Here is a 19685-nt window from a genome sequence, read left to right as displayed (position 1 = left end):
ATGTACCTTCGTATCATCTGGCTTGCTGGCATCCTGTGGACAGGAATCATGGCAGGATTTTTCTGGGCTTTTTCTTTTACAGTCATGCCAGGACTTGGAGCAACAGAGCCTTTGGCTGCCATGGCTGCCATGCAGGGCATCAACGAGGTCGTGCGAAACGCTGTTTTTTTCACTGGATTTTTTGGAGCGCCAGTTCTGTGCATCCTGCTAATTGGAATCAGTCTGGTACAGAGAATAGGAAAGATCAAATGGCTGGTGATCGCAGGTGGTTTGATTTATCTCATCGGTGTGTTCCTCGTCACCACTACGATCCATGTACCCATGAATGAAGAACTGGCCCTGCTCGATGCGACTGCGTCCAAAAATATCGGCTACATGAACGATTATATCCAATCTTGATCATCCTGGAACCATGTGAGAACGTACAGCAGCATCTCGGCATTTCTTCTCTTTTCCGTTTCATGGATGCTTTATTCTCGTCCATCCATAAGTAAGATGAACTTTTTTCAAAATAAAGTTTCACGATGATGTAGAGAGCTATCACTTTAACTAAGCATAAAAGCAGGTTTACTATGAAAAATGAACCACTCTTAAAAGTGGTTTTTTTCATTGGAGATCATTTTTATAAAAGTGATCCTTGCAAACCAAAACTAAAGCCAAACGCCATACCAATACGTCTAATTATTAGAGCCATCAGGGAGGTGACATATTGGAGAACCTAATAAAAAGCGCACAACAAGGAAACCGAAATGATTATTTGAAATTATTTAAACAATACGAAAATGATATATACCGCATTGCATTTATGTATGTAAAGAACCAGGAAGATGCCTTAGATGTCGTACAAGAAACTGCTTATCGGTCTTTCAAATCCATCACAAGCTTAAAGGAACCTAAACACTTTAAAACTTGGCTCATTAAAATTACAATAAGCTGTTCAATCGATTTATTAAGGCAGAGTAAAAAAGTGGCTCCTCTAATCGCAGAAACACAAAAAATGGTAGAACAGCAAAAATGGATAGAAGAGAAAGATGGACGAGATATTCCACGGTCTTTATGGTTAAGAGATTTAATTGACACATTAAACGAAACGGAGAAAAGCATTATTTTACTTAGATATTATGAGGATTGCACCATAAAGGAAATCAAAGGTATTTTAAATATTCCATTAGGCACAGTAAAAACGATTTTGTATCGAGCTTTAAAGAGACTTCGAAATCAGGTAAAAGAGGAGGATATGTATGAGGGATAAATTAAAAAAGGAATTAAACCAAATCCCTATCCCGACGGAATTGGGACAAAGAAGCGAAATTGGCATTGAAAAAGCTTTTATAGAAATGAAGAATAATCAAACAAATCAATATTCTTTTCAGCGTAAAAAAAGGCGCATTCCTAGCAGAATTCTCATTTCCTCAATGATTACTTTATTATTAACCTCTACCATCGTTTACAAGTCTGAAGTATTGGCCGCCTTGCAAAAAGCGCTACACTTCGTACCAGGTATAGGTGTGGTGGAAGATGAGAATTCAACGCAAAAATATATACTGTCGAAACCAACCACAATTCAAGTCGGCAATGGTGAGCTAACAATAAAGGGAATGATGATGGATGCAAAAATGATCTACATTTTTCTTACTTCTTCCAGCATTGATAAAATCAATGGCCTGACGATTACAAATGAACAGGGAACAAGTTATGTTCTCGATAAATCTCATCTTACTTCCACTGAAGGAAAATGGTCCTGTGTTTTTTGGTATAAAGGGAAGCCCGAAGTGACAGATCAAGTAGAGGTTACCTTCAACGATTACCCCAATACATCCGTTCCTTTGAATCTTAAACCATCTAAAATCGTTCATGATTATGACATGCTCGGGGAGACAATGAATTCTGAAAACATCTCCATTACAGCCATTCCAGCCCGGATGGATGATAAAGCCAGCGTCACCATCGTCTCTCAACACAATGAAGATTTTACTATCGAGGACTACGGAATAAATTTCATCAACTCTCCTCATTCGCCAATTCAATCAATCGAAGTATTTGATGAACAAGGAGAAAGTTATCCCATTGAAAGAGATATAGGAATATCGAGTCCGGCAAATGAATTCTTCTTTACAATCAATGAGAACGCAAAAAAGATCTTTATCCATATACCTGAAATCAACGTCACCTATCACGATCGAATCTTGCATTCAATCAAAATGCCCCAGGAAGATTCTAAAAGGTTAGATCAAACTGTATATATAGCCAATCATCCTGTTACATTCACGAAAGTAGAGCTGATCACGAAAGAGAATCAACGATGGGCGAAAGTATTCGTAGATGTAAATTTTCAACAAAATGCAAAGTCATCTCTTCATCATTTCGGTGTCGATGGCATCGTTTTAAATGAAGAAACAAATATTATCGAGTACCTTTTAGTCAAAGTCGATGAGGACAGCAATAAGATTGATCTATGGCTTACTGATCCACAAGTCATCATAAGAGGACCATGGATGTTTGAAGTTCCAGCTGATACGTATTTTAATCATTAGCTGAAGTCACAAACTGAAGTCATAAGCTGAAGAACAACACGTCGAAGAAATCATCTTATTAGAGCGACGCGTCGCTACTCCCCATTCAATCAGATCATAAAGGAATAGCGGTAATTGCTTGCTTTTTGTGTAATTTCATGTTGGGGCTCTTCGACGTGGTGTATGACTCTTATCATGTGACTCAATAAATTCGCAAAAATAATGCAATAAGCACAGAAATGATCAATATCACAATCATCAAGATAATATAGGTGATTTTTTGCACTTGATATTCCTGTTGCTTGAAAGTACTTTTTTCTGGTTCAATAAAGAAGAAAAATGATGTGATGAATTTTAACATATCTCTTAATATTCTCATGATGATCACTGAATACCACAGCCCTTTATCTGAAGTGAATTCTGATACTGAAGGTACCGAATCTGTTGGGTTCCTTATCGAAATCATTCCGACTTGCGAGCAGGATAACATGCAGGATGTTCACAGCAAAAGCTATGAACTCGGCGGTTTAGCCGTCTGTTAAATTGATACATTCAACTTGCTGACTACCATGGACAATTTCCAGTAGCACTGATGAGGTGCTAGAATAGCGTCGATGAATGTTTTTCCGTCAATGGTCTCATTTAAAATCATCGGCTCTTCTTCTATTTTTTTTCGAATTAGCGTCTATCCATTTGTATGGAGACCGTTTATTTTTATCCACTACACCTAGCATACTCGCGTTCAGCATGTAGGTTCCTGCATTCAAAACTTTAGGTTGTTCAGACGTTTCGCCGCCGATTAAGGTACAATTTTGTTCTTTACATGCTTGAGAAATGGATTCGACGATCTCCAGAACTACTTCTTTTTCAATCTGACCACATAAGATGATATCGAGTACCGCTTCCCGCTTTGCACCCATTACAATAATATCTGTAATCAGGTGATTGATTAGATCAAAGCAAATATTACGAACTTTATTATATTGAAAAGACAACAATTGCTTGGATACTGGCTCTTCAGCTTTTAATACGAGAATCGGTTCATTATAGTCCCCTAGCGCTTAGATTTACGTTGTATATATGCATAAACTTCTCGGTAATTTAATGAACCCAAACATGCAGCCCCAATTGAATATAAAAGAAAAGGAAAAAAATAATGGTTCTTCACAAACAGTTGGTCTTTTATCTTCCACTTCAACAATTCTAACGTTGGAGTGGTAGGATAGTCATATGGAATCCATGTTGTACTCAAGATAGTCAGTATAATAAATGACAGAAAAAAGACTATCATCCACCTTATAATTGAAAACATATTCCTTCTTTCCTTTCTTATTATTGGATCGCGGGGGGTTAAAATAGTAATTGAATCAATTGTTTCGGTAGTCCCTTGAAGAACATAAATGGGGATGACATCTGTGTGGATCTTTACAGCTTTTCTTTCTTAAGCATAGCAAAAAAGCTTTCCATTCTTACGTTATCATAACAACGGCCTGTGCCACTCATGCTCTGAATGGCTTCTCGTTTAGCTAGACTCTCCCGGAAAGAGTAGCTCGTGAATTGGAAGCCTCGATCGCTGTGATAAATCATTCCACAAGCATTTCTTGCTTTACAGGCGTTTTCAAAGGATTGGATGCAGAGTTCCTTTCGCATGTTATCGTCCATGGCGAGGCCTACGATCTCTCCGTTAAAACAATCCATTACCGCGGACAGATATAGCTTGCCGTCTGAACAAGGGACTTCGGTTATATCCGAGAGCCACTTTTGGTTGAGTGCTGAAGATCTGAAGTCTCTCTGGATCAGATTCACGCTCTTTTGAACTGCAGCATCCTCACGAGTAAGGCAGTTGGGATGACGTCTAGCTTTCTTCAGCAGGTCATGCTTCTTCATGATTCGGTGTACCGTGCTGTAGCTGGTCTTGATATCTAATTGTGACAAAGCCATCAGAATACGTCGGACACCGTAATTGCTGTTATATGGTAGGCTACTCCTAACTGCTCGGCAGCTTTCTTTGATCCAATCTCATCGCTCAATCTTAATGCTTCTTCTTTAAATGCTTTGTCGTACCGTTTCATTGTCTCTCGTCCCCTCATCTTCTTTCATTCTATTTCATGTGAGGGTATTTTTCGACTGCATTTTTATCGTAGCACTCCACTTTCAAAACCTTCATCATTTGGAATTGGAGCTATGCGGTTACGTCAACTGGTTCAACAAATATCGGATTCACGGAACTCTGGGATACATGACACCTGTTCAGTATCGCCAAGCAGCCCTTAAAAAAATTGTCTGATTTAATGTTGACAATCCATTAATTCTCTAATCACAATGAGGGTGCGAGTCGCCCTAGATCAACAGCGAGCAGGCCGTTTCTCGTCGCAAGGCTAATGGTAAAAAAGATTCTGCCGTTTGTACCCGGCAGCATTCACTACTAGGTTATGCTTTGATGACCAGCACTCCTGCTGATAACATCCAGGAAGTCTTACTTTACGGATTACCAGCCTCTTTACTTCATTATTAAATAATGCATTAATCGCCTCTGAATAACCCTTTAGATCACAGCAAAACGATAAAGACTACGTTTTATCCGGTAGCTTGATGCTTTAAAACAATATGCTAGTAACCAAGCATTCTTTACCTGGGTACTATCTCATCCAAATTATAGGAAGGAAATTGTGAAATATTGTAGAATTGTATACGTAACAACTTGAATCAACCCCCGAAGGGAGGAATTTTAAGTGGATAACATACTTGCTTCGGAGTTAAGAGAACAAGCAGGCTCGAATAGTTATAATAGATTTGAATATCAAGCGCATTGGATTGTGTTTCATATGATTACTGAATATAAAAAGAACTCTCAGTTTTTGATTTTTTGTGAATTTCATGATGATATGGCAAAAGTCACGAATCAATCAAATCCAAAATGTGCTGAGTTCTTTCAGATAAAAACCACTGCCAAATACAATAAGTGGACACTCCCCTACCTTACCAATACAACTAAGAAAAAAAGTGGGCAGTTGAAAAACAGTTTTTTGGGTTTTCTATTCTATAATTTTATGAAGTTTAATACCGAGTGTAGCAAATGCCATTTTGTTTCCAATGTTGGTGTAGATGAAGATATTAAGAAATGGCAATCAGTAATAGACGATGACAAGCAATTGAAAGTTATTGACTTTAACCTCTACTCAAAAATTAAGGATTTAATAAAAAGTGAATTTCTAGATATTGATTCAAATGAATTTGATGCAGTTTTTGATAGATTCGTACAGGAAACTTATATTTATGACGGAGAACTTCCTCTTGAAAATTACGAAAGGGTCGTAGCGGGTGAGTTCTTCAGAATGCTTGAAAACGATGATTTATATACTTCAAACAGCAATAAAATTCTAAAGGATATTATTGAAGATGTGCGAAAAAAGAGCAAAACACAAATCGACATGCCGATAAGCTATAACAAGTTAGTTGAAAAGAAGGGGATATCATCAGACGTTTTCTCTGCACTAAAATCTTCTGTGAAAAAGATCTCTTCTCAAACTCACTTAAAAGAATACGAGCGATTCCTAATTGAATTGGGACTGTCCATGCAAAAAAGACGACTGCTCGTTAGAACATTAAAAAATCATAAGTTGAAGATATTAGATATTAATAAGTTATTTTATCAAGACACTACTTTGAACATTTTGGAAATAATAGATGATATTCTTAATATAAATTATGAGAAAATTGATGATACTTCCTATTTGCTGAATCAAATAGGAGTGAGCTGCAGAGAAATAATTGAGGGTGAGAATGATTTTAATTTTCCTCTAGTGGAGGCAATATTTTATGAAAGACTTATATCGGAAGACACAGGAATATAAAAGATTAATAAGAAAATTGAGGCTTTTATACGAAGGGAAAAAAGATGAAAAGACTATTGATAAAAAAGCTGATAGTAATAAGTGATGTTGAAGAATCATCAAGAGAGATAAGTTTTGATAAAGGTCTTAATTTAATAATTGGTGAAAATAAAACAGGAAAATCATCGTTAATAAAAAGTATTTTCCACTCGTTCGGGTGCGAAATGTTTTTTGAAGATGAATGGAAAAAATTAATCCAAAAATACATGTTGTATTTTGATCTTGGTGATAAAAATTACTGTATTATTCGAGAAAAAAAATTCTTTAAGATCATTAGAATACGAGAATCATCACCATTAGTCCTAATGGAAACTGAATATTTTCATGTTTTTTGCGGTGCTCTCATGCAAGAATTCGAAGTTTCTCTGGATTGCCTGACTACCCAAGGGGTGGAAATCCCATTAACTACTCCATTGTTATTTAGATTTCAGTACATCGATCAGGATTTGGGGTGGTCAAAAATTGGCGAGAGTTTTAAGAATATAAAATACATAAAGAATTGGAAAGAAAACACCAACAAATATGTGATTGGTTATCAAGGTGAGGAATACTACAAAGAGAGACGAGACCAATTAATAGTTAAAAATATGATCCAGGAATATAATATTAAGCTTAAATATTTTAATGAACTCCTTAAAGCAATTCAAAGTCAAACACAAATATTAGATAATAATCAAGATGAAAGTTATACATACAACCACCATATGAAAGTCGTATTTTCTGAGCTGGACGAGTTAGAACGAAGAAAAATAAAGATCGAAGACGAAGCTTCCATATTGAAAAATGCCATGTATGAAAAGAATCTTCAATTAACCATTGTAAGGGCATATATAAAAGAGCTTGATAGAGATCATGAATTTGCACTGAATCAAGAAGATGATATCATTTGCCCTACATGTGGTATGGTTCACAAAAATACATTGTTTGATAGGCTAGGGATTGTCAAAGATATTCAATCGGGAAATGAACTAATTAAGCAAATAAGAAATGAACTAAAGGTACTGGAAGCTACCGTGGTTCAATTATCACAAGAAAAAAATGAATTAAACAAAAGATATGCTATTTTAAAGAAAAGAGTAGAGCATAGTAAAGAGTCTGCTTCGATAGCTAATACTTATCGAAATGAAGGCAAACAAGAACTAGTTCTGACTGGTAAGATCGAAAGAGATAAGATAAATAATTCGATACTGGAAGAGGAGCGTAAAGCCAAAATTATTGAGGGAAATATTAAGGAACTGAATTCATCTAAAAGGAAGAAACAGATATTAACCAGCTTTAAAACAATCTTTGAAAAGGTACTAGATGAGTTGAATGTACCATTACATACAGTAGAGCTCAGAGATTTTGTGCAAAAGCTCACAAAAACAGGAAGTGAAGGGCCGCGCATAATTTATGCGTATCACGTCTCCTTATATTTATATAACCTTAATCGAATGGCTAGTCCATTTAACTTCTTAGTAATAGATACACCTAACCAACAAGGACAGGACTGGAAAAACTTAAAAAGTATTGATGAAGTACTTGGGCTGCTTTTAGACAGACGTGGACAAGTAATAATTGGGACAGAGAGAGATACAGGATATGAAGAACATGCAAGTAAAGTTATTCGACTATTAGAAGAAAGAAAAACTCTTGAAAAGAAAGATTATAAAAAGCATAAGGGACTTTTTGCTGAATTTGATATTTTGCCAATTAGCACGTGAATCAAGATGGAATCCATGTGAAAACGGGGTACTTCTATGGAAAAAATAACACCTGAAAATTTCAGGGAATTACTATCTGCTATTTCTATTATACTTGGTTTTGTCTTTTCATTCATATCCTTAAAAGGCACCTTAAAAGAACATTCCTTAAGATTGGCAGGTTTATTATTATTGCTCGGGCTGTGTCTTTTCGCAAATAACGCATGGTGTTATTTTGCAGCAATATTTATTATAGCTACTGCTGTTACACAATTAGATTTCCTTCAAAATCTAGCGGCAATTATTAGAGGTAATAAGGACTACTTTGATTATAGGAAGGAATTCATTTCTAAAGATGAAATATTAGAGAATAAAACAAAAGAGATAGAAAAGGATAAAATGGAAGTTATCCCTGAGGCTCCAGAATTAGGCGATTCTAATAAAGAAGCCGGGTCCGAAGAAAAGAAAGGAAACGATACGAAAGAACAGACTACTATTAACTTGGAGTTAAAAAAGAACAATCTGAATCCGGTTCATTTTGCATTAATTGCTGAAGAATTAGTCTTTAAGGATATTGAAAAGAAATTTCAAAAGCAAGTACAACGACATATTAGAATCGTTGGCAGGCCAGCTACAATGGTGTTAGATGGGTTATTAGAACTTGACACAAGGGATATTATTTTTGAAATTAAAGTATTTCGACAATCTCCATTTCCTTTAGCAGTAATAAAGAGGTCGATAAACGAAATAATGAATCTTGTTCTTGAATATCAATCATTAATCAAGAAAAATAAAGAAGTGCATTTAACTTACGTAGTTGTGAGTTCATTTGAAAAGGAAACAAAGGAAATACTTGACGAAAGACTATCAAAGGTAATTAGTGATGTTAATTTATTTAATATAAAGGTCGATTATATATATTATTCCTTTCATGATCTCGGCTTGGAAAATACTATTGTAAATAAATAGATAGTAAAATTCAAATTCGTCTGCTACTTGGGATAACAAGGGAGTGCTGGTCATCAAAGGGGTCTGTCAATAATTTTGTGTAAACTCATTTATAAGGAATCTCCCTTAGGGGAGATTGACCTGATGATTCAGGGTAAATGTTGACCAATACGTTCTGGATAGAAAACGGATAGCTGGAGAAGGATTTGTCCCCAGTTCTGAACACGGCCTGTCCATTTTCGTGTGACATTCATGGTGATGAGATAAAGCATCTTTAGGAGAGCGTCATCTGTCGGGAAGATGCTCTTTCCCTTGGTCACCTTCCGTAATTGACGATGATAGCTTTCGATGATATTGGTGGTGTAGATCAGCTTTCGGATCTCTGGCGGATACTTGAAGAAGGTGGCAAGCTCCTCCCAGTTGTTGCGCCAGGAGCGAATGATGAGGGGATACTTGCTGCCCCAGGTTTCTTCAAACCGATCCAGTTCCATCAAAGCCATTTCTTCTGTCGCGGCTTTATAAATGGGTTTCAAATCCGCTGTCACCTTTTTCAAATCCTTGTAGGAAACATAACGGGTCGAATTGCGAATCTGATGGATGATGCACTTTTGGATCTCTGTCTTTGGATAGCTGGCCGTGATGGCTTCTGAGAATCCAGTTAGATTGTCCACACAGGTGATCAGAATATCCTGTACACCTCGGTTCTTCAAATCATTCAGTACGCTCAGCCAAAACTTTGCAGATTCATTTTCGCCAATCCACATGCCCAGTACGTCCTTGATCCCATCGAGATCAATACCGATGACCATGTAAGCTGCTTTGTTGATGATCGCGCCATCTTGCTTCACTTTAAAGTGAATGGCATCTAAATAGACCACCGCATAGATGCCCTGGAGTGGCCGGTTCTGCTATTCTTTCACTAGGGGCAGGATTTTGTTCGTGACGTTGGAAATGAAGGTGGGAGAGACTTCTACACCGTACAATTGCTGCAAATGATCCTGAATCTCGCGGGTGCTGACTCCTTTGGCATATAGGGCAACGATTTGATCTTCGATTCCGGGTTACATTCGACGGATGCCTCTTCACCACAACTGGATCAAATTCACTTTGACGATCCCGAAGGACTACAATCTCCTGCTCGCCATATTCACTGGTGATCTTCTTTTTACTTTTACCATTGCGGCTGTTTGTGGTTTGTTTGCTCTTTGCATCATGTTTCTCATAACCCAAATGCTCATCCATCTCGGCTTCCAGCATCTCCTGTAAGGTTTCAGCAAACAGCTCCTTCAGGGCGTTTTGTGCATCCTGAGCAGATACCAACTTATTTTCTTTGATGAATGCGCGAAGCTGCTCTTTCGTCCATAATCCCATGTGTAGATCCCAACCTTTCTCCTACCTCTATTTTAATAGATTTAGGAGTTTACACAATCTAGTTTACAGACTCTAAAAAGGAGCTATCCCCCAAATCATCCATAATGATCGAGGGATATCTCTTTTCAACAATATCTTCCATTCTCATCTATTCCTATTGGATATCAGGGCATACCAGTTGCTTCGCTGGCTTTATCCAGTTCAGATACATATTCATCAAAGAGTTCATCATATTTATTCATAAGCATCCTCCATTTCGTGTCTATTTATCCTTTTCTGCTGTTTCTTGTTTTGTATTTATCCTTTGGTGTCCAATTGTCTGGATAATTTTTTTCTTTACTTCTGTTGCATTTTTGGCAATAAGTGATGATATTATTAGGATCATTACCCCATGCTCTTCTTTCTTCAGGACTCAATTTATATCCTTCTTCATACCAATAAGACCTTAATGATGGATTATGATTTGCTTCTAGTGGGGCATTTTTAACGCCATAATAATTACAAATATATCTATATATTTTCTAGCTTTCTGGCTAGGGGTACTCTCATAAGAGTTGCGATTGTATTTAGGAAGTTCATCCGTCCCCTTATTGCCCTACAATGAAAAACAAGAAAAGGAACCATAAGAAAATTAATGCATTATGAATTTGATTCAATTGTTTTTAATAATTTTCTTACCTTCTTCGTAACTGATAGAAGAGTTTCATTATTAAACCAATCCACATCTTTCCAAAATTTATTGTATTGATTTAATTGAACGTATGCTTTTAATAATAGATTTTTGAGTGCTGGTTTGCTCCAAGCTCACCATTTAATAATTTGCTCAATACCTCAAAACAAATTACTTTTTTGCCATCCATTTTCATTCCATTGCATAGATCTTTAGCTAAGTAAATATCTTCTAATTCTTTTGCTGTGAATTCTATATTTTTAATTATCAAAGTTCTCACCCCACATTTAATCTATCAAATCAAATGTCCTATCAATAGTCATTCGGGGATTTGCAGATGTTGAGTTGTCTACTCTTATACCGGTTATTGTCAATTTTTCATATCCTTGTCTCTTAAGTTCTTCAATAACTGCATTTCTCCACTGAATAATTTCTTTTGCACCTATTTGAGTTTTTGCAGCACCAACGCTATCTGCATAAATAGCAATGTCTGTGAGGGTAATATAATTACCTGTAATAGACACTTCTGCTAATCCACTTACTTTAATTCCAGTTCTTGCAAGGAATGAAGATTCAAACAATCCAGCACCTTTAACTATTCCTACGCTTACAGTTGCCCTAATCGTATTTGCAGCAGTGCCTGAAGTTACAGCCGCTGTAGTAGTGCCCATAGTTGCAACTTCCAAAGCTTCAAATATTGCTGCTGGAGTAGCTAATGCCGCTCCCGTAATAACTCCTGCAATAAAATACTGTAATGCTTGATCCCATGACCGTTTATAAATTTGTGTATAAACATATTTCCATTCTTCGTCGCTTGCATTTTTCATTTTGGAGCGATCATCAAAATAATAATAACGAACAAAATTTTCTTCCATGCTCACATAGGTGTTTGTAGGAGCGTCTCCATCACAGTTATAAGCCCCTTCACATTGCTTATGACCACTTGGGTCTGTATATCGAAGAGAATTATTGCTCACATAAGTATAAAGGTTGAGACTTAAAGGGTTGGTGATCTCCCCTTCATAGCTATCTTCACTAATAAACCGACCCATTGATGTAACGTACCAACGTGCACGCAAATATTGGAGATGGGTTGTCTTATCCCAAGGTTCGCTGGAGTATCGGTAAGGATTACCTTCCCATCTCACTGACAGGATTACCCTAAATGTCATAACTGTACTGCTTGAGTACCTATCTTATCTTATCAGGCATCTCGAGCACATCACCATGGCCATTCAGTTAATCTTGCATACCTTCGCTCGTGCATTTGCCCCCGACTTCCATCAGATTCCACCTCGCGATGGACACCCTTGCCTTGAGCCATGGCTACCACTGCCTTCGCCATTCAAGACTTCCACCCTCAAGATGACGATCATGCTGTGCGCACAAAAAAACAACCCCTCTATTTGCATCAGAGGGGTTGTTTCTCATCCTGGATTCAAATTAAATTATTATGCTTGCAGGCCTGGAACTTCTACGTTCGGGTCTGTTTCTTGCTCATAGTCTACCCCTTCAATGCCAAACCCGAAGAGTCTCAGAAACTCTGCCTGATAGCTGGTGAAGTCAGACAGCTCATTCAGATTATCAGTATGGACCTGTTCCCACAGTTTGGCCACCTCTTGCTGAACTTCCGGCTTCATCTCCCAGTCATCGACACGGATTCGGCCTTTTTCATCCGTAGCCATCTCTTCTTTACTGTAGAGACGATCAGCGAACAGACGATACATTTGCTCAATGCAACCTTCGTGCAGACCTTTCTCCTTCATGACGCGATATAACAATGAAATATAGAGTGGCACGACTGGAATCGCAGCACTGGATTGCGTGACGAGGGCTTTGTTAACGGACACATACGCCCGGCCATTCAGGGCTTGCAGCTCTTCGTGCAGCTTGTGTGCAGTCGCCTCCAGATCATCCTTCGCCCGGCCGATGGTTCCTTCCCGATATACCGGATAGGTCAATGCAGGGCCAATGTAGGAATAGGCAACCGTGGTTACACCCTCAGCCAGCACGCCTGCTTCACGCAGTGCATCCATCCACATCGTCCAGTCCTCACCGCCCATGACCGCAACGGTTTGTCTGATCTCTTCTTCATTGGCTGGTTCAATGGAAATATCCGAAACTTCTCCCGTGTTGGTATTGACCGTCTTGTTCGTATACGTTTCCCCAATCGGCTTCAATACGGAAGAGAAGGACTCTCCGGTTTTTGGATGGGTTCGGCGTGGAGAAGCCAGACTGTAGACCACCATATCCACTTGTCCCAGATCCTCTTTGATCAGCTCGATGGTTTTGGCTTTGAGTTCATCGGAGAATGCATCGCCGTTCAGGCTCTTTGCATAGTATCCTTCTGCTTGGGCCGCTTTCTCAAAAGCTGCCGTATTGTACCATCCTGCTGTCCCTGTGCGATTTTCAGCGGAAGGTCGTTCGAAATAAACGCCAATCGTGGCTGCGCCGCTGCCATAAGTGGAAGCAATTCTGGACGCCAGTCCATAACCCGTGGAAGAACCGATGACGAGAACTTTTTTGGGCCCGTCCACCTTGTCTTGCGCTTTTACAAAATCAATCTGCTCCTGTACATGCTGTGCACAGCCTTCTGGATGTGCCGTTGTACAAATAAATCCGCGAATTTTCGGTTTGATAATCATGTTCTCAACCTGCCTTTATCTTCAGTATTCAAAATCTGAAACGCGATCATGGATCTATTATTAGTACCTGGTACTAAATTTCTGTTTCTATTGTAACACAACCCGCGGAAAGAGTGAAAGTCTCTTTTGTGCAATTCTTTACAAAGTCTCACTTGCCATGATATGCTAAGATCAATTCAAAACGGCAAGTAAAACGTGATGACAGGGCTAGTAGAGAGGCTCCGCTTCGCTCAGAGAGTAAATTTCTTGGCTGCGAAAATTTACCGAAGTCCCTTTTGAACCTACCCTGGAACGGTCGGTGATGAACCGAACAGAAGCCCAACTGTTATCCGGGCATAAAGTTGGCGATGGATCGATGATCATCGCAACTAAGGTGGTATCGCGGAAGCTGGCACTTTCGTCCTTAGATGGATGAAAGTGCTTTTTATTGTCCGCAAAAACCTGCCTCTGCCTGCTGACCCTTGCAGGCACAGCCATTTCCATAAGAAAGTGATGATGATGATGCAGCGACGAATCGTGGTGAAAATCGGAAGCAGCTCGCTCACCTCCGAAGAAGGCGGACTGAAAATCGAGCAAATCCAGTATTTTGTCAAAGAAATTGCCTCCCTGCATGCAGAGGGAAATCAAGTGCTATTTGTTAGTTCCGGCGCGGTAGCAGCTGGCTTTCGTATTGCGGGGTTTGCCAAACGCCCGCAGCATCTGCATGAGAAACAGGCTTCTGCCGCTGTCGGTCAGGCCCTGCTGATGCAATCCTATAACGCGGCCTTCAATCAGTATGGCATCCATACGGCGCAAATTTTACTGACACGGGCCGACTTTTCGCTGCGCAAGCGAATCCACAATGCCCTCATGACGATTGAAGAGCTCTTAAAGCACGGGATTGTCCCGATCATCAATGAAAATGATACCGTAGCGGTGGATGAATTGAAGTTCGGTGACAACGATACCCTCTCGGCGCTGGTCGCGAATATGGTCAAAGCGCAGCAGCTCATGATCTTTACCGATACAGACGGTTTGTATACAGCAGATCCACGAACGGACAAAGCCGCAACCCGTATCGGTCAGGTATCGGCGATCAGCAAGGAAATCTATCAGATTGCCGGGGGAGCCGGCTCATCCGTTGGTACCGGCGGGATGCGCTCGAAAATTGATGCGGCGAGAATTGCGATGCGTGGAGGCATCAAGGTGTTTGTGGGCCGAGCCACAGAGCCTGGCGACCTGCGGCTTGCGGAGCAGGGGCAAGGCAAGGGTACGTACTTTGAAACCCAGTTGACCTCCCTCCCCATGAAAAAGCAATGGCTCGCCTTTCACTCGCAGCCCCAAGGCACCATTATTGTAGATACCGGAGCGAGGAATGCGCTGGTTCAGGATCGCCGAAGCTTGCTTCCCGCTGGCGTGACGGCCTTCACTGGTGAATTTCACCCCGGTGATGTCGTAGAGGTGCGCAGCGAATCCGATGAGTTAATCGGTCGAGGCATCATCAACTATACGTCCTGGCAATTGAAAGCGGCCAGCGGTCTCTCGACGACTGAAGTGGAGAAACGACTCGAGCTTCAGCGCATGGAAGTGATTCATCGGGATGAATGGATTACCCTTGTGTAAACCGCGACGATCCCTGAGATCAACCTTTCTGATGAACCCTTTGAATCTATTGATTACGGTTAAAATACCGACATGAATTCATAAATATGAACAGATCATAAGGAGGAATTACCATGAGTGAAGTCAAACAAAAAGCCCAATTAGCCAAACAGGCCAGTGTTGTGCTTGCAAGTCTGAGCACGGAACAGAAAAATGAGGCCCTTCTGAAAATGGCCGATCATCTCGTACATCGCCAGCAGGACATTATCGCGGCCAACCAGGAGGACTTGCTGCGCGGAGAGGAAAATGGCCTGTCGCGTTCCCTGCTGGACCGCCTCTCGTTGAATGAAACCCGTATAGCAGCCATGGCCGACGGATTGCGTCAGGTAGCGGAGTTGCAAGATCCAGTCGGAGATGAACTGGAACAATTCGACAGACCGAATGGACTGTTTATCAAAAAGATTCGCGTACCTATCGGGGTTGTCGGCATGATCTACGAAGCAAGACCGAATGTCACCGTCGATGCGGCCGGACTGTGCCTGAAAACTGGCAATGCAGTGGTACTGCGCGGCGGTTCCTCTGCCCTGCATTCCAACCAAAAAATCGTAGAAGTGCTGCATGAAGCGCTGGAGACCAGTGCCATCCCGAAAGATGCATTGCAAGTCATCGAGGACCCGAATCGGGCTTCGGTAGATGAAATGCTGAAACTGAACGGACTGCTCGATGTCGTCATTCCACGTGGCGGAGCCGGTCTGATCCAGACGGTCGTTAACAATGCCACTGTACCGGTTATCGAGACCGGAGCTGGCATCTGCCACACCTATATTGATGAAGAAGCACAGGCAGACATGGCTTCCTCTATCGCTTTCAATGCCAAAGTGCAGCGTCCATCGGTCTGCAATGCCATGGAAACGCTGCTGGTCCATGAGCAGTTTGCCGCCCAACACCTGGCAACATTTGCCGAGAAGCTGAAGCAAGCACAAGTGGTCGTCAAAGGTGATGAGAAAGCCAAAGCGCTCGTCCCATGGATGGAAGACGCAGTCGAAGAGGACTGGTGCACCGAATACAACGATTATGTGCTGTCTGTGAAAGTCGTAAGCTCCCTGGAGGAAGCGATCTCGCATATTCAGACCTATGGCACCATGCATTCCGAGTGCATTGTAACCGAAAATGCCGACAACGCTGCGAAGTTTATGCAACAAATCGATGCAGCTGCCGTGTACCATAATGCTTCCACTCGATTTACAGACGGATTCGAATTCGGATTTGGCGCTGAAATCGGCATTAGCACCCAAAAGCTCCACGCTCGTGGCCCAATGGGTCTGCCAGCCTTGACCTCTACCAAATATTGCGTATACGGGGATGGGCAAATTAAGGAATAAGCGGCACCGCTACTGACACCCGAGCAAACAGCGAGGCCACTGCGTTCATTGGCAATTGCCGATGCATTGCGGTATGCTAGATCTAAAAAAAGGCAGGAACAAAACATGAAAACACCACTAGATCGTAAGAAAGTATGCTTCGTTGGCGCCGGTGCAATGGCCGAAGCTATTTTTCGAGGCATGATTGAAAAGAAAACCGCCCATGCGGATCATATTTTCATCGTCAATCGTCACAATCAAAATCGTTTGCAGGAGCTGCATCGGGAATACGGCGTGCAGGTGCATCCAGATCAGAAAATCAAAAATCGCTTCATTGAAGAAGCCGATGTGGTTGTGCTGGCGATGAAGCCCAAGGACGTCGAAGAAGCCCTTTCTCACCTTCGTTCCCACATTCGTCCCAACCAGCTCGTCATATCTGTGATTGCAGGTTTGTCTATTCATGCCCTCTCGCAATACCTGGGCGCCGCTCAGTTGCCGATCGTGAGAACCATGCCCAATACGTCCAGCACGATCGGGCTCGGGGTTACAGGCGTGACCTATGGCGAGCATGTAACGGAACAGCATGAAGCGATGACCAGAGCGATCTTCGGTGCCGTGGGAATGGTCCATGAAGGCGAGGAACCGATGCTGGATGTGATTACCGGCATTTCCGGAAGCGGCCCTGCTTACGTCTATTATTTTATCGAAAATCTCATGCAAGCGGCGATCGATGGAGGCATCGAACCGTCTGCCGCAAAAAGTATTGTCGCCCAAACGGTACTGGGCGCGGCCAAGATGGTGCAGCAAACCGGAGAAGAACCTTCGATTCTGCGCAAGAAAGTAACTTCTCCAAACGGCACCACGCAGGCGGCGATTGAAAAACTGGATGAGCTCGGATTTCCAGAAGCCGTGCAATCCGCAGCCAAGCGTTCTTCTGAACGGGCGAAAGAACTGGGTGCCATGCTGGAATACCGCAAGTCCTAAAATCATGCATTCATGGAGAAAGGGAGATCCTGTGATATGAGTTATTGTCTAGCCACATACCGCTGCTTTGGAGAGCAGACCGATTTTCACAAGAAAGCCCAGGGAATTGCAGTTGGACTGACCGTAGGCAGTTGGACTGATCTCCCCGAGGCCAAGAAAGCCAACATGCAGAAGCACCTGGGTCAGGTGGTATCCGTCGAGATTCAGGAAGCATCAGCTTCCAGTCCACGGTATGCAGATATTCAGATCGCCTACCCGGACGTGAATTTTTCACTAGATATTCCGGCACTGCTGGTTACGGTATTCGGAAAGCTGTCAATGGACGGACAAATCAAACTCATCGACCTGCACTTCTCGGAACGTTTCCTGTCCGCGTTTTCCGGCCCGAAATACGGCATTGCAGGCATCCGATCTCAACTTGGTGTCCATGACCGTCCGCTCCTCATGAGCATTTTCAAATCGGTCATCGGTCACGATATGCAGGAACTCGCCTCCCAGTTCAAGCAACAGGCCCTCGGAGGGGTCGATCTCATTAAAGATGATGAAATTCTGTTTGAGAATCCATTGACGCCCATTGAGAAACGGGTGGCAGCCTGTATGCAGGCAGCGGCCGAAGCGGAAGCGGAGACCGGGCAAAAGCTGCTGTATGCTGTCAATTTAACCGGCCCTACCTTTCAATTAAAGGAACAAGCCAAAAAAGCGATCGATCACGGCGCCAACGCCCTTCTGTTCAACGTATTGGCTTACGGGTTCGACACGTTGCAGGCGCTGGCATCTGACCCGGAAATCACCATTCCGGTCGCGGCACACCCTGCCATGGCTGGCGCTATGTACCCGTCTCCGAACTATGGAATCGGAGCTAGCGTACTACTTGGCAAGCTGATGCGTCTGGCTGGCGCAGACTTGGTTCTCTTCCCTTCCCCATACGGTTCAGTCGTGATGCCGAAGGAAGAAAATCTGGCCATCCAGCAAGTATTGTTGACAGAGGAATTGGCGAAGCATTACGGCTACCAGACTCCACAGCTGTCAGCGAATAAGCTCAAACGAAGTCTTCCCGTTCCATCAGCCGGCATTCATCCTGGCCTGACTCCTCTGATTCTGCGAGATTTTGGACAAGATGTCGTGGTCAATGCAGGTGGTGGCATTCACGGACATCCCATGGGCACCGCTGCGGGAGGCAGAGCCTTCCGACAAGCGATCGACGCCGTTCAGCAAGGACACGGTCTGAAGGAATATGCCGCACAGCACCCGGAATTGCAAGCCGCGATTGATGCCTGGGGCTTGAGGGAGAATTAAGGAGGAGACGTCAGCATGAACACACATAAAAAACCGGTCATCTTCTGTGACTTTGATGGTACGATCACTGAAAATGATAATATTATCGCCATTATGAAGCACTTTCAGCCTGCCGGGTGGGAACAGATCGTCGAGAAAATCATGAACAAAGAGATCAGCATCCGTCAAGGTGTGGGCGATCTCTTCGCCCTCCTTCCATCAGAAAAGAAGCAGGATATCGTGACCTTCGCGATCGAACAGGCCCGTATTCGTGATGGGTTCGAAGCTTTGTTGCAATATTGCCAACAGGAAGAGATATCCTTCTATGTTACTAGCGGAGGCATCGACTTCTTCGTCTATCCGCTGCTTGCTCCTTATCCGATTGAGAAGGAGCACATTTTCTGCAACGGCAGCTCTTTTGAGGGTGAAACGATTCAAATTACGTGGCCACATGCCTGTGATGCCCACTGTACAAATGATTGCGGGATGTGCAAAACGAAAATTATGCGTTCATTTGATCAGGCTGCCTACGACCGCATTCTGATCGGAGACAGCATCACTGATTTTGCCGGTGCCAAGCTAGCTGACCTCGTATTTGCCCGCTCCTATCTGAAAACCCAGTGTGAGAAGGAAGGCATTCCATACATCGCATATGAAGATTTTCATACCGTGGTGGAAGCACTGAAAACCCGAAAAGCATCCGCCTCGGTGAAACCCTCGGTATAACTCTTGGTCAAACCGGATGGATCATGTGAGATGGAT

The 19685-nt window shown here is 42.1% G+C and carries 18 protein-coding genes, 1 pseudogene and 1 other annotated feature; of the genes and pseudogenes, 12 read left to right on the top strand and 7 right to left on the bottom strand.

Annotated elements, in window-relative coordinates; genetic code table 11:
* From ACFSUC_RS15455 to ACFSUC_RS15445, 3 genes are all read left to right on the top strand, one after another.
* Window positions 1-399: an anthrone oxygenase family protein gene (locus ACFSUC_RS15455; protein ID WP_379930523.1), complete on the top strand. Its 399-nt coding sequence runs from the start codon at window positions 1-3 to the stop codon at window positions 397-399.
* 310 nt (window positions 400-709) lie between these two features.
* Window positions 710-1252 carry a sigma-70 family RNA polymerase sigma factor gene (locus tag ACFSUC_RS15450; RefSeq protein WP_379930522.1) on the top strand — a complete coding sequence of 181 codons (543 nt, stop codon included), beginning with the start codon at window positions 710-712 and terminating at the stop codon, window positions 1250-1252.
* Window positions 1242-2534 carry a hypothetical protein gene (locus ACFSUC_RS15445; protein WP_379930521.1) on the top strand — a complete coding sequence of 431 codons (1293 nt, stop codon included), beginning with the start codon at window positions 1242-1244 and terminating at the stop codon, window positions 2532-2534. The genes ACFSUC_RS15450 and ACFSUC_RS15445 overlap by 11 nt, the downstream gene beginning before the upstream one ends.
* 617 nt (window positions 2535-3151) lie before the next feature.
* Here ACFSUC_RS15445 and ACFSUC_RS15440 read toward each other — a convergent pair.
* The 3 genes from ACFSUC_RS15440 to ACFSUC_RS15430 all read right to left on the bottom strand — a co-directional run bounded on the left by ACFSUC_RS15440 (window position 3152) and on the right by ACFSUC_RS15430 (window position 4585).
* Window positions 3152-3433 carry an AIR synthase related protein gene (locus tag ACFSUC_RS15440; protein WP_379930520.1) on the bottom strand — a complete coding sequence of 94 codons (282 nt, stop codon included), beginning with the start codon at window positions 3431-3433 and terminating at the stop codon, window positions 3152-3154.
* Between the two features lie 505 nt (window positions 3434-3938).
* Window positions 3939-4454: an IS3 family transposase gene (locus ACFSUC_RS15435; RefSeq protein WP_379930519.1), complete on the bottom strand. Its 516-nt coding sequence runs from the start codon at window positions 4452-4454 to the stop codon at window positions 3939-3941.
* Window positions 4454-4585: a hypothetical protein gene (locus ACFSUC_RS15430; RefSeq protein WP_379930995.1), complete on the bottom strand. Its 132-nt coding sequence runs from the start codon at window positions 4583-4585 to the stop codon at window positions 4454-4456. Before ACFSUC_RS15430 ends, ACFSUC_RS15435 begins: the two co-directional genes overlap by 1 nt.
* Here ACFSUC_RS15430 and ACFSUC_RS15425 point away from each other — a divergent pair.
* From ACFSUC_RS15425 to ACFSUC_RS15410, 4 genes are all read left to right on the top strand, one after another.
* Window positions 4564-4800: an IS3 family transposase gene (locus ACFSUC_RS15425; RefSeq protein WP_379930518.1), complete on the top strand. Its 237-nt coding sequence runs from the start codon at window positions 4564-4566 to the stop codon at window positions 4798-4800. The two genes, ACFSUC_RS15430 and ACFSUC_RS15425, sit on opposite strands and share 22 nt — an antisense overlap.
* Before the next feature lie 445 nt (window positions 4801-5245).
* Window positions 5246-6367 (top strand): dsDNA nuclease domain-containing protein, encoded by a 1122-nt coding sequence (locus tag ACFSUC_RS15420; protein ID WP_379930517.1) that lies wholly within the window; start codon window positions 5246-5248, stop codon window positions 6365-6367.
* 44 nt (window positions 6368-6411) lie between these two features.
* Complete coding sequence (locus ACFSUC_RS15415) at window positions 6412-8109, top strand: hypothetical protein (protein WP_379930516.1); 1698 nt, start codon at window positions 6412-6414, stop codon at window positions 8107-8109.
* 36 nt (window positions 8110-8145) lie between these two features.
* Window positions 8146-9057 (top strand): hypothetical protein, encoded by a 912-nt coding sequence (locus ACFSUC_RS15410; protein ID WP_379930515.1) that lies wholly within the window; start codon window positions 8146-8148, stop codon window positions 9055-9057.
* Between the two features lie 128 nt (window positions 9058-9185).
* Here ACFSUC_RS15410 and ACFSUC_RS15405 read toward each other — a convergent pair.
* The 4 genes and pseudogenes from ACFSUC_RS15405 to fabV all read right to left on the bottom strand — a co-directional run bounded on the left by ACFSUC_RS15405 (window position 9186) and on the right by fabV (window position 13722).
* A pseudogene (locus ACFSUC_RS15405) lies at window positions 9186-10407 on the bottom strand (IS256 family transposase).
* Window positions 10408-11174: 767 nt separating this feature from the next.
* The gene (locus tag ACFSUC_RS15400) at window positions 11175-11348 is read right to left on the bottom strand and encodes a hypothetical protein (protein ID WP_379930514.1); all 174 of its coding nucleotides are present in this window, start codon (window positions 11346-11348) and stop codon (window positions 11175-11177) included.
* A gap of 16 nt (window positions 11349-11364) precedes the next feature.
* Complete coding sequence (locus ACFSUC_RS15395) at window positions 11365-12225, bottom strand: RHS repeat-associated core domain-containing protein (RefSeq protein ID WP_379930513.1); 861 nt, start codon at window positions 12223-12225, stop codon at window positions 11365-11367.
* Window positions 12226-12528: 303 nt separating this feature from the next.
* Window positions 12529-13722: an enoyl-ACP reductase FabV gene (fabV, locus tag ACFSUC_RS15390; protein ID WP_379930512.1), complete on the bottom strand. Its 1194-nt coding sequence runs from the start codon at window positions 13720-13722 to the stop codon at window positions 12529-12531.
* 189 nt (window positions 13723-13911) lie between these two features.
* Window positions 13912-14130 (top strand) — a binding site (T-box leader).
* A gap of 93 nt (window positions 14131-14223) precedes the next feature.
* Between fabV and proB the strand changes: the two genes are divergently transcribed.
* The 5 genes from proB to ACFSUC_RS15365 all read left to right on the top strand — a co-directional run bounded on the left by proB (window position 14224) and on the right by ACFSUC_RS15365 (window position 19649).
* Window positions 14224-15324: a glutamate 5-kinase gene (gene proB, locus ACFSUC_RS15385; protein ID WP_379930979.1), complete on the top strand. Its 1101-nt coding sequence runs from the start codon at window positions 14224-14226 to the stop codon at window positions 15322-15324.
* A 113-nt stretch (window positions 15325-15437) separates the two neighbouring features.
* Window positions 15438-16685: a glutamate-5-semialdehyde dehydrogenase gene (locus ACFSUC_RS15380; protein WP_379930511.1), complete on the top strand. Its 1248-nt coding sequence runs from the start codon at window positions 15438-15440 to the stop codon at window positions 16683-16685.
* Between the two features lie 105 nt (window positions 16686-16790).
* Window positions 16791-17648, top strand: a complete 858-nt coding sequence (proC, locus tag ACFSUC_RS15375; RefSeq protein WP_379930510.1) for a pyrroline-5-carboxylate reductase — start codon at window positions 16791-16793, stop codon at window positions 17646-17648.
* 36 nt (window positions 17649-17684) lie between these two features.
* Window positions 17685-18944 carry a 2,3-diketo-5-methylthiopentyl-1-phosphate enolase gene (locus ACFSUC_RS15370; protein ID WP_379930509.1) on the top strand — a complete coding sequence of 420 codons (1260 nt, stop codon included), beginning with the start codon at window positions 17685-17687 and terminating at the stop codon, window positions 18942-18944.
* Window positions 18945-18959: 15 nt separating this feature from the next.
* On the top strand, window positions 18960-19649 hold the full coding sequence (locus tag ACFSUC_RS15365) for a 2-hydroxy-3-keto-5-methylthiopentenyl-1-phosphate phosphatase (RefSeq protein WP_379930508.1): 690 nt from the start codon (window positions 18960-18962) through the stop codon (window positions 19647-19649).
* The last annotated feature ends 36 nt before the right edge of the window (window positions 19650-19685 follow it).

The sequence above is a fragment of the Marinicrinis sediminis genome, from assembly GCF_042685085.1.
GTDB lineage: Bacteria > Bacillota > Bacilli > Paenibacillales > KCTC-33676 > Marinicrinis > Marinicrinis sediminis.
The sequence above is the reverse complement of the archived record's forward strand: the minus strand, read 5'-3'. Positions and strand labels throughout refer to the sequence as shown.

What these genes read in the sequence shown, in the direction of transcription:
- ACFSUC_RS15455 (WP_379930523.1), top strand. Translation starts at nt 1, where the DNA reads ATGTACCTTCGTATCATCTGGCTTGCTGGCATCCTGTGGACAGGAATC.
- ACFSUC_RS15445 (WP_379930521.1), top strand. Translation starts at nt 1,242, where the DNA reads ATGAGGGATAAATTAAAAAAGGAATTAAACCAAATCCCTATCCCGACG.
- ACFSUC_RS15440 (WP_379930520.1), bottom strand. Translation starts at nt 3,433, where the DNA reads ATGGGTGCAAAGCGGGAAGCGGTACTCGATATCATCTTATGTGGTCAG.
- ACFSUC_RS15435 (WP_379930519.1), bottom strand. Translation starts at nt 4,454, where the DNA reads ATGGCTTTGTCACAATTAGATATCAAGACCAGCTACAGCACGGTACAC.
- ACFSUC_RS15425 (WP_379930518.1), top strand. Translation starts at nt 4,564, where the DNA reads ATGCTTTGTCGTACCGTTTCATTGTCTCTCGTCCCCTCATCTTCTTTC.
- ACFSUC_RS15430 (WP_379930995.1), bottom strand. Translation starts at nt 4,585, where the DNA reads ATGAAACGGTACGACAAAGCATTTAAAGAAGAAGCATTAAGATTGAGC.
- ACFSUC_RS15415 (WP_379930516.1), top strand. Translation starts at nt 6,412, where the DNA reads ATGAAAAGACTATTGATAAAAAAGCTGATAGTAATAAGTGATGTTGAA.
- ACFSUC_RS15410 (WP_379930515.1), top strand. Translation starts at nt 8,146, where the DNA reads ATGGAAAAAATAACACCTGAAAATTTCAGGGAATTACTATCTGCTATT.
- fabV (WP_379930512.1), bottom strand. Translation starts at nt 13,722, where the DNA reads ATGATTATCAAACCGAAAATTCGCGGATTTATTTGTACAACGGCACAT.
- proB (WP_379930979.1), top strand. Translation starts at nt 14,224, where the DNA reads ATGCAGCGACGAATCGTGGTGAAAATCGGAAGCAGCTCGCTCACCTCC.
- ACFSUC_RS15380 (WP_379930511.1), top strand. Translation starts at nt 15,438, where the DNA reads ATGAGTGAAGTCAAACAAAAAGCCCAATTAGCCAAACAGGCCAGTGTT.
- proC (WP_379930510.1), top strand. Translation starts at nt 16,791, where the DNA reads ATGAAAACACCACTAGATCGTAAGAAAGTATGCTTCGTTGGCGCCGGT.
- ACFSUC_RS15370 (WP_379930509.1), top strand. Translation starts at nt 17,685, where the DNA reads ATGAGTTATTGTCTAGCCACATACCGCTGCTTTGGAGAGCAGACCGAT.
- ACFSUC_RS15365 (WP_379930508.1), top strand. Translation starts at nt 18,960, where the DNA reads ATGAACACACATAAAAAACCGGTCATCTTCTGTGACTTTGATGGTACG.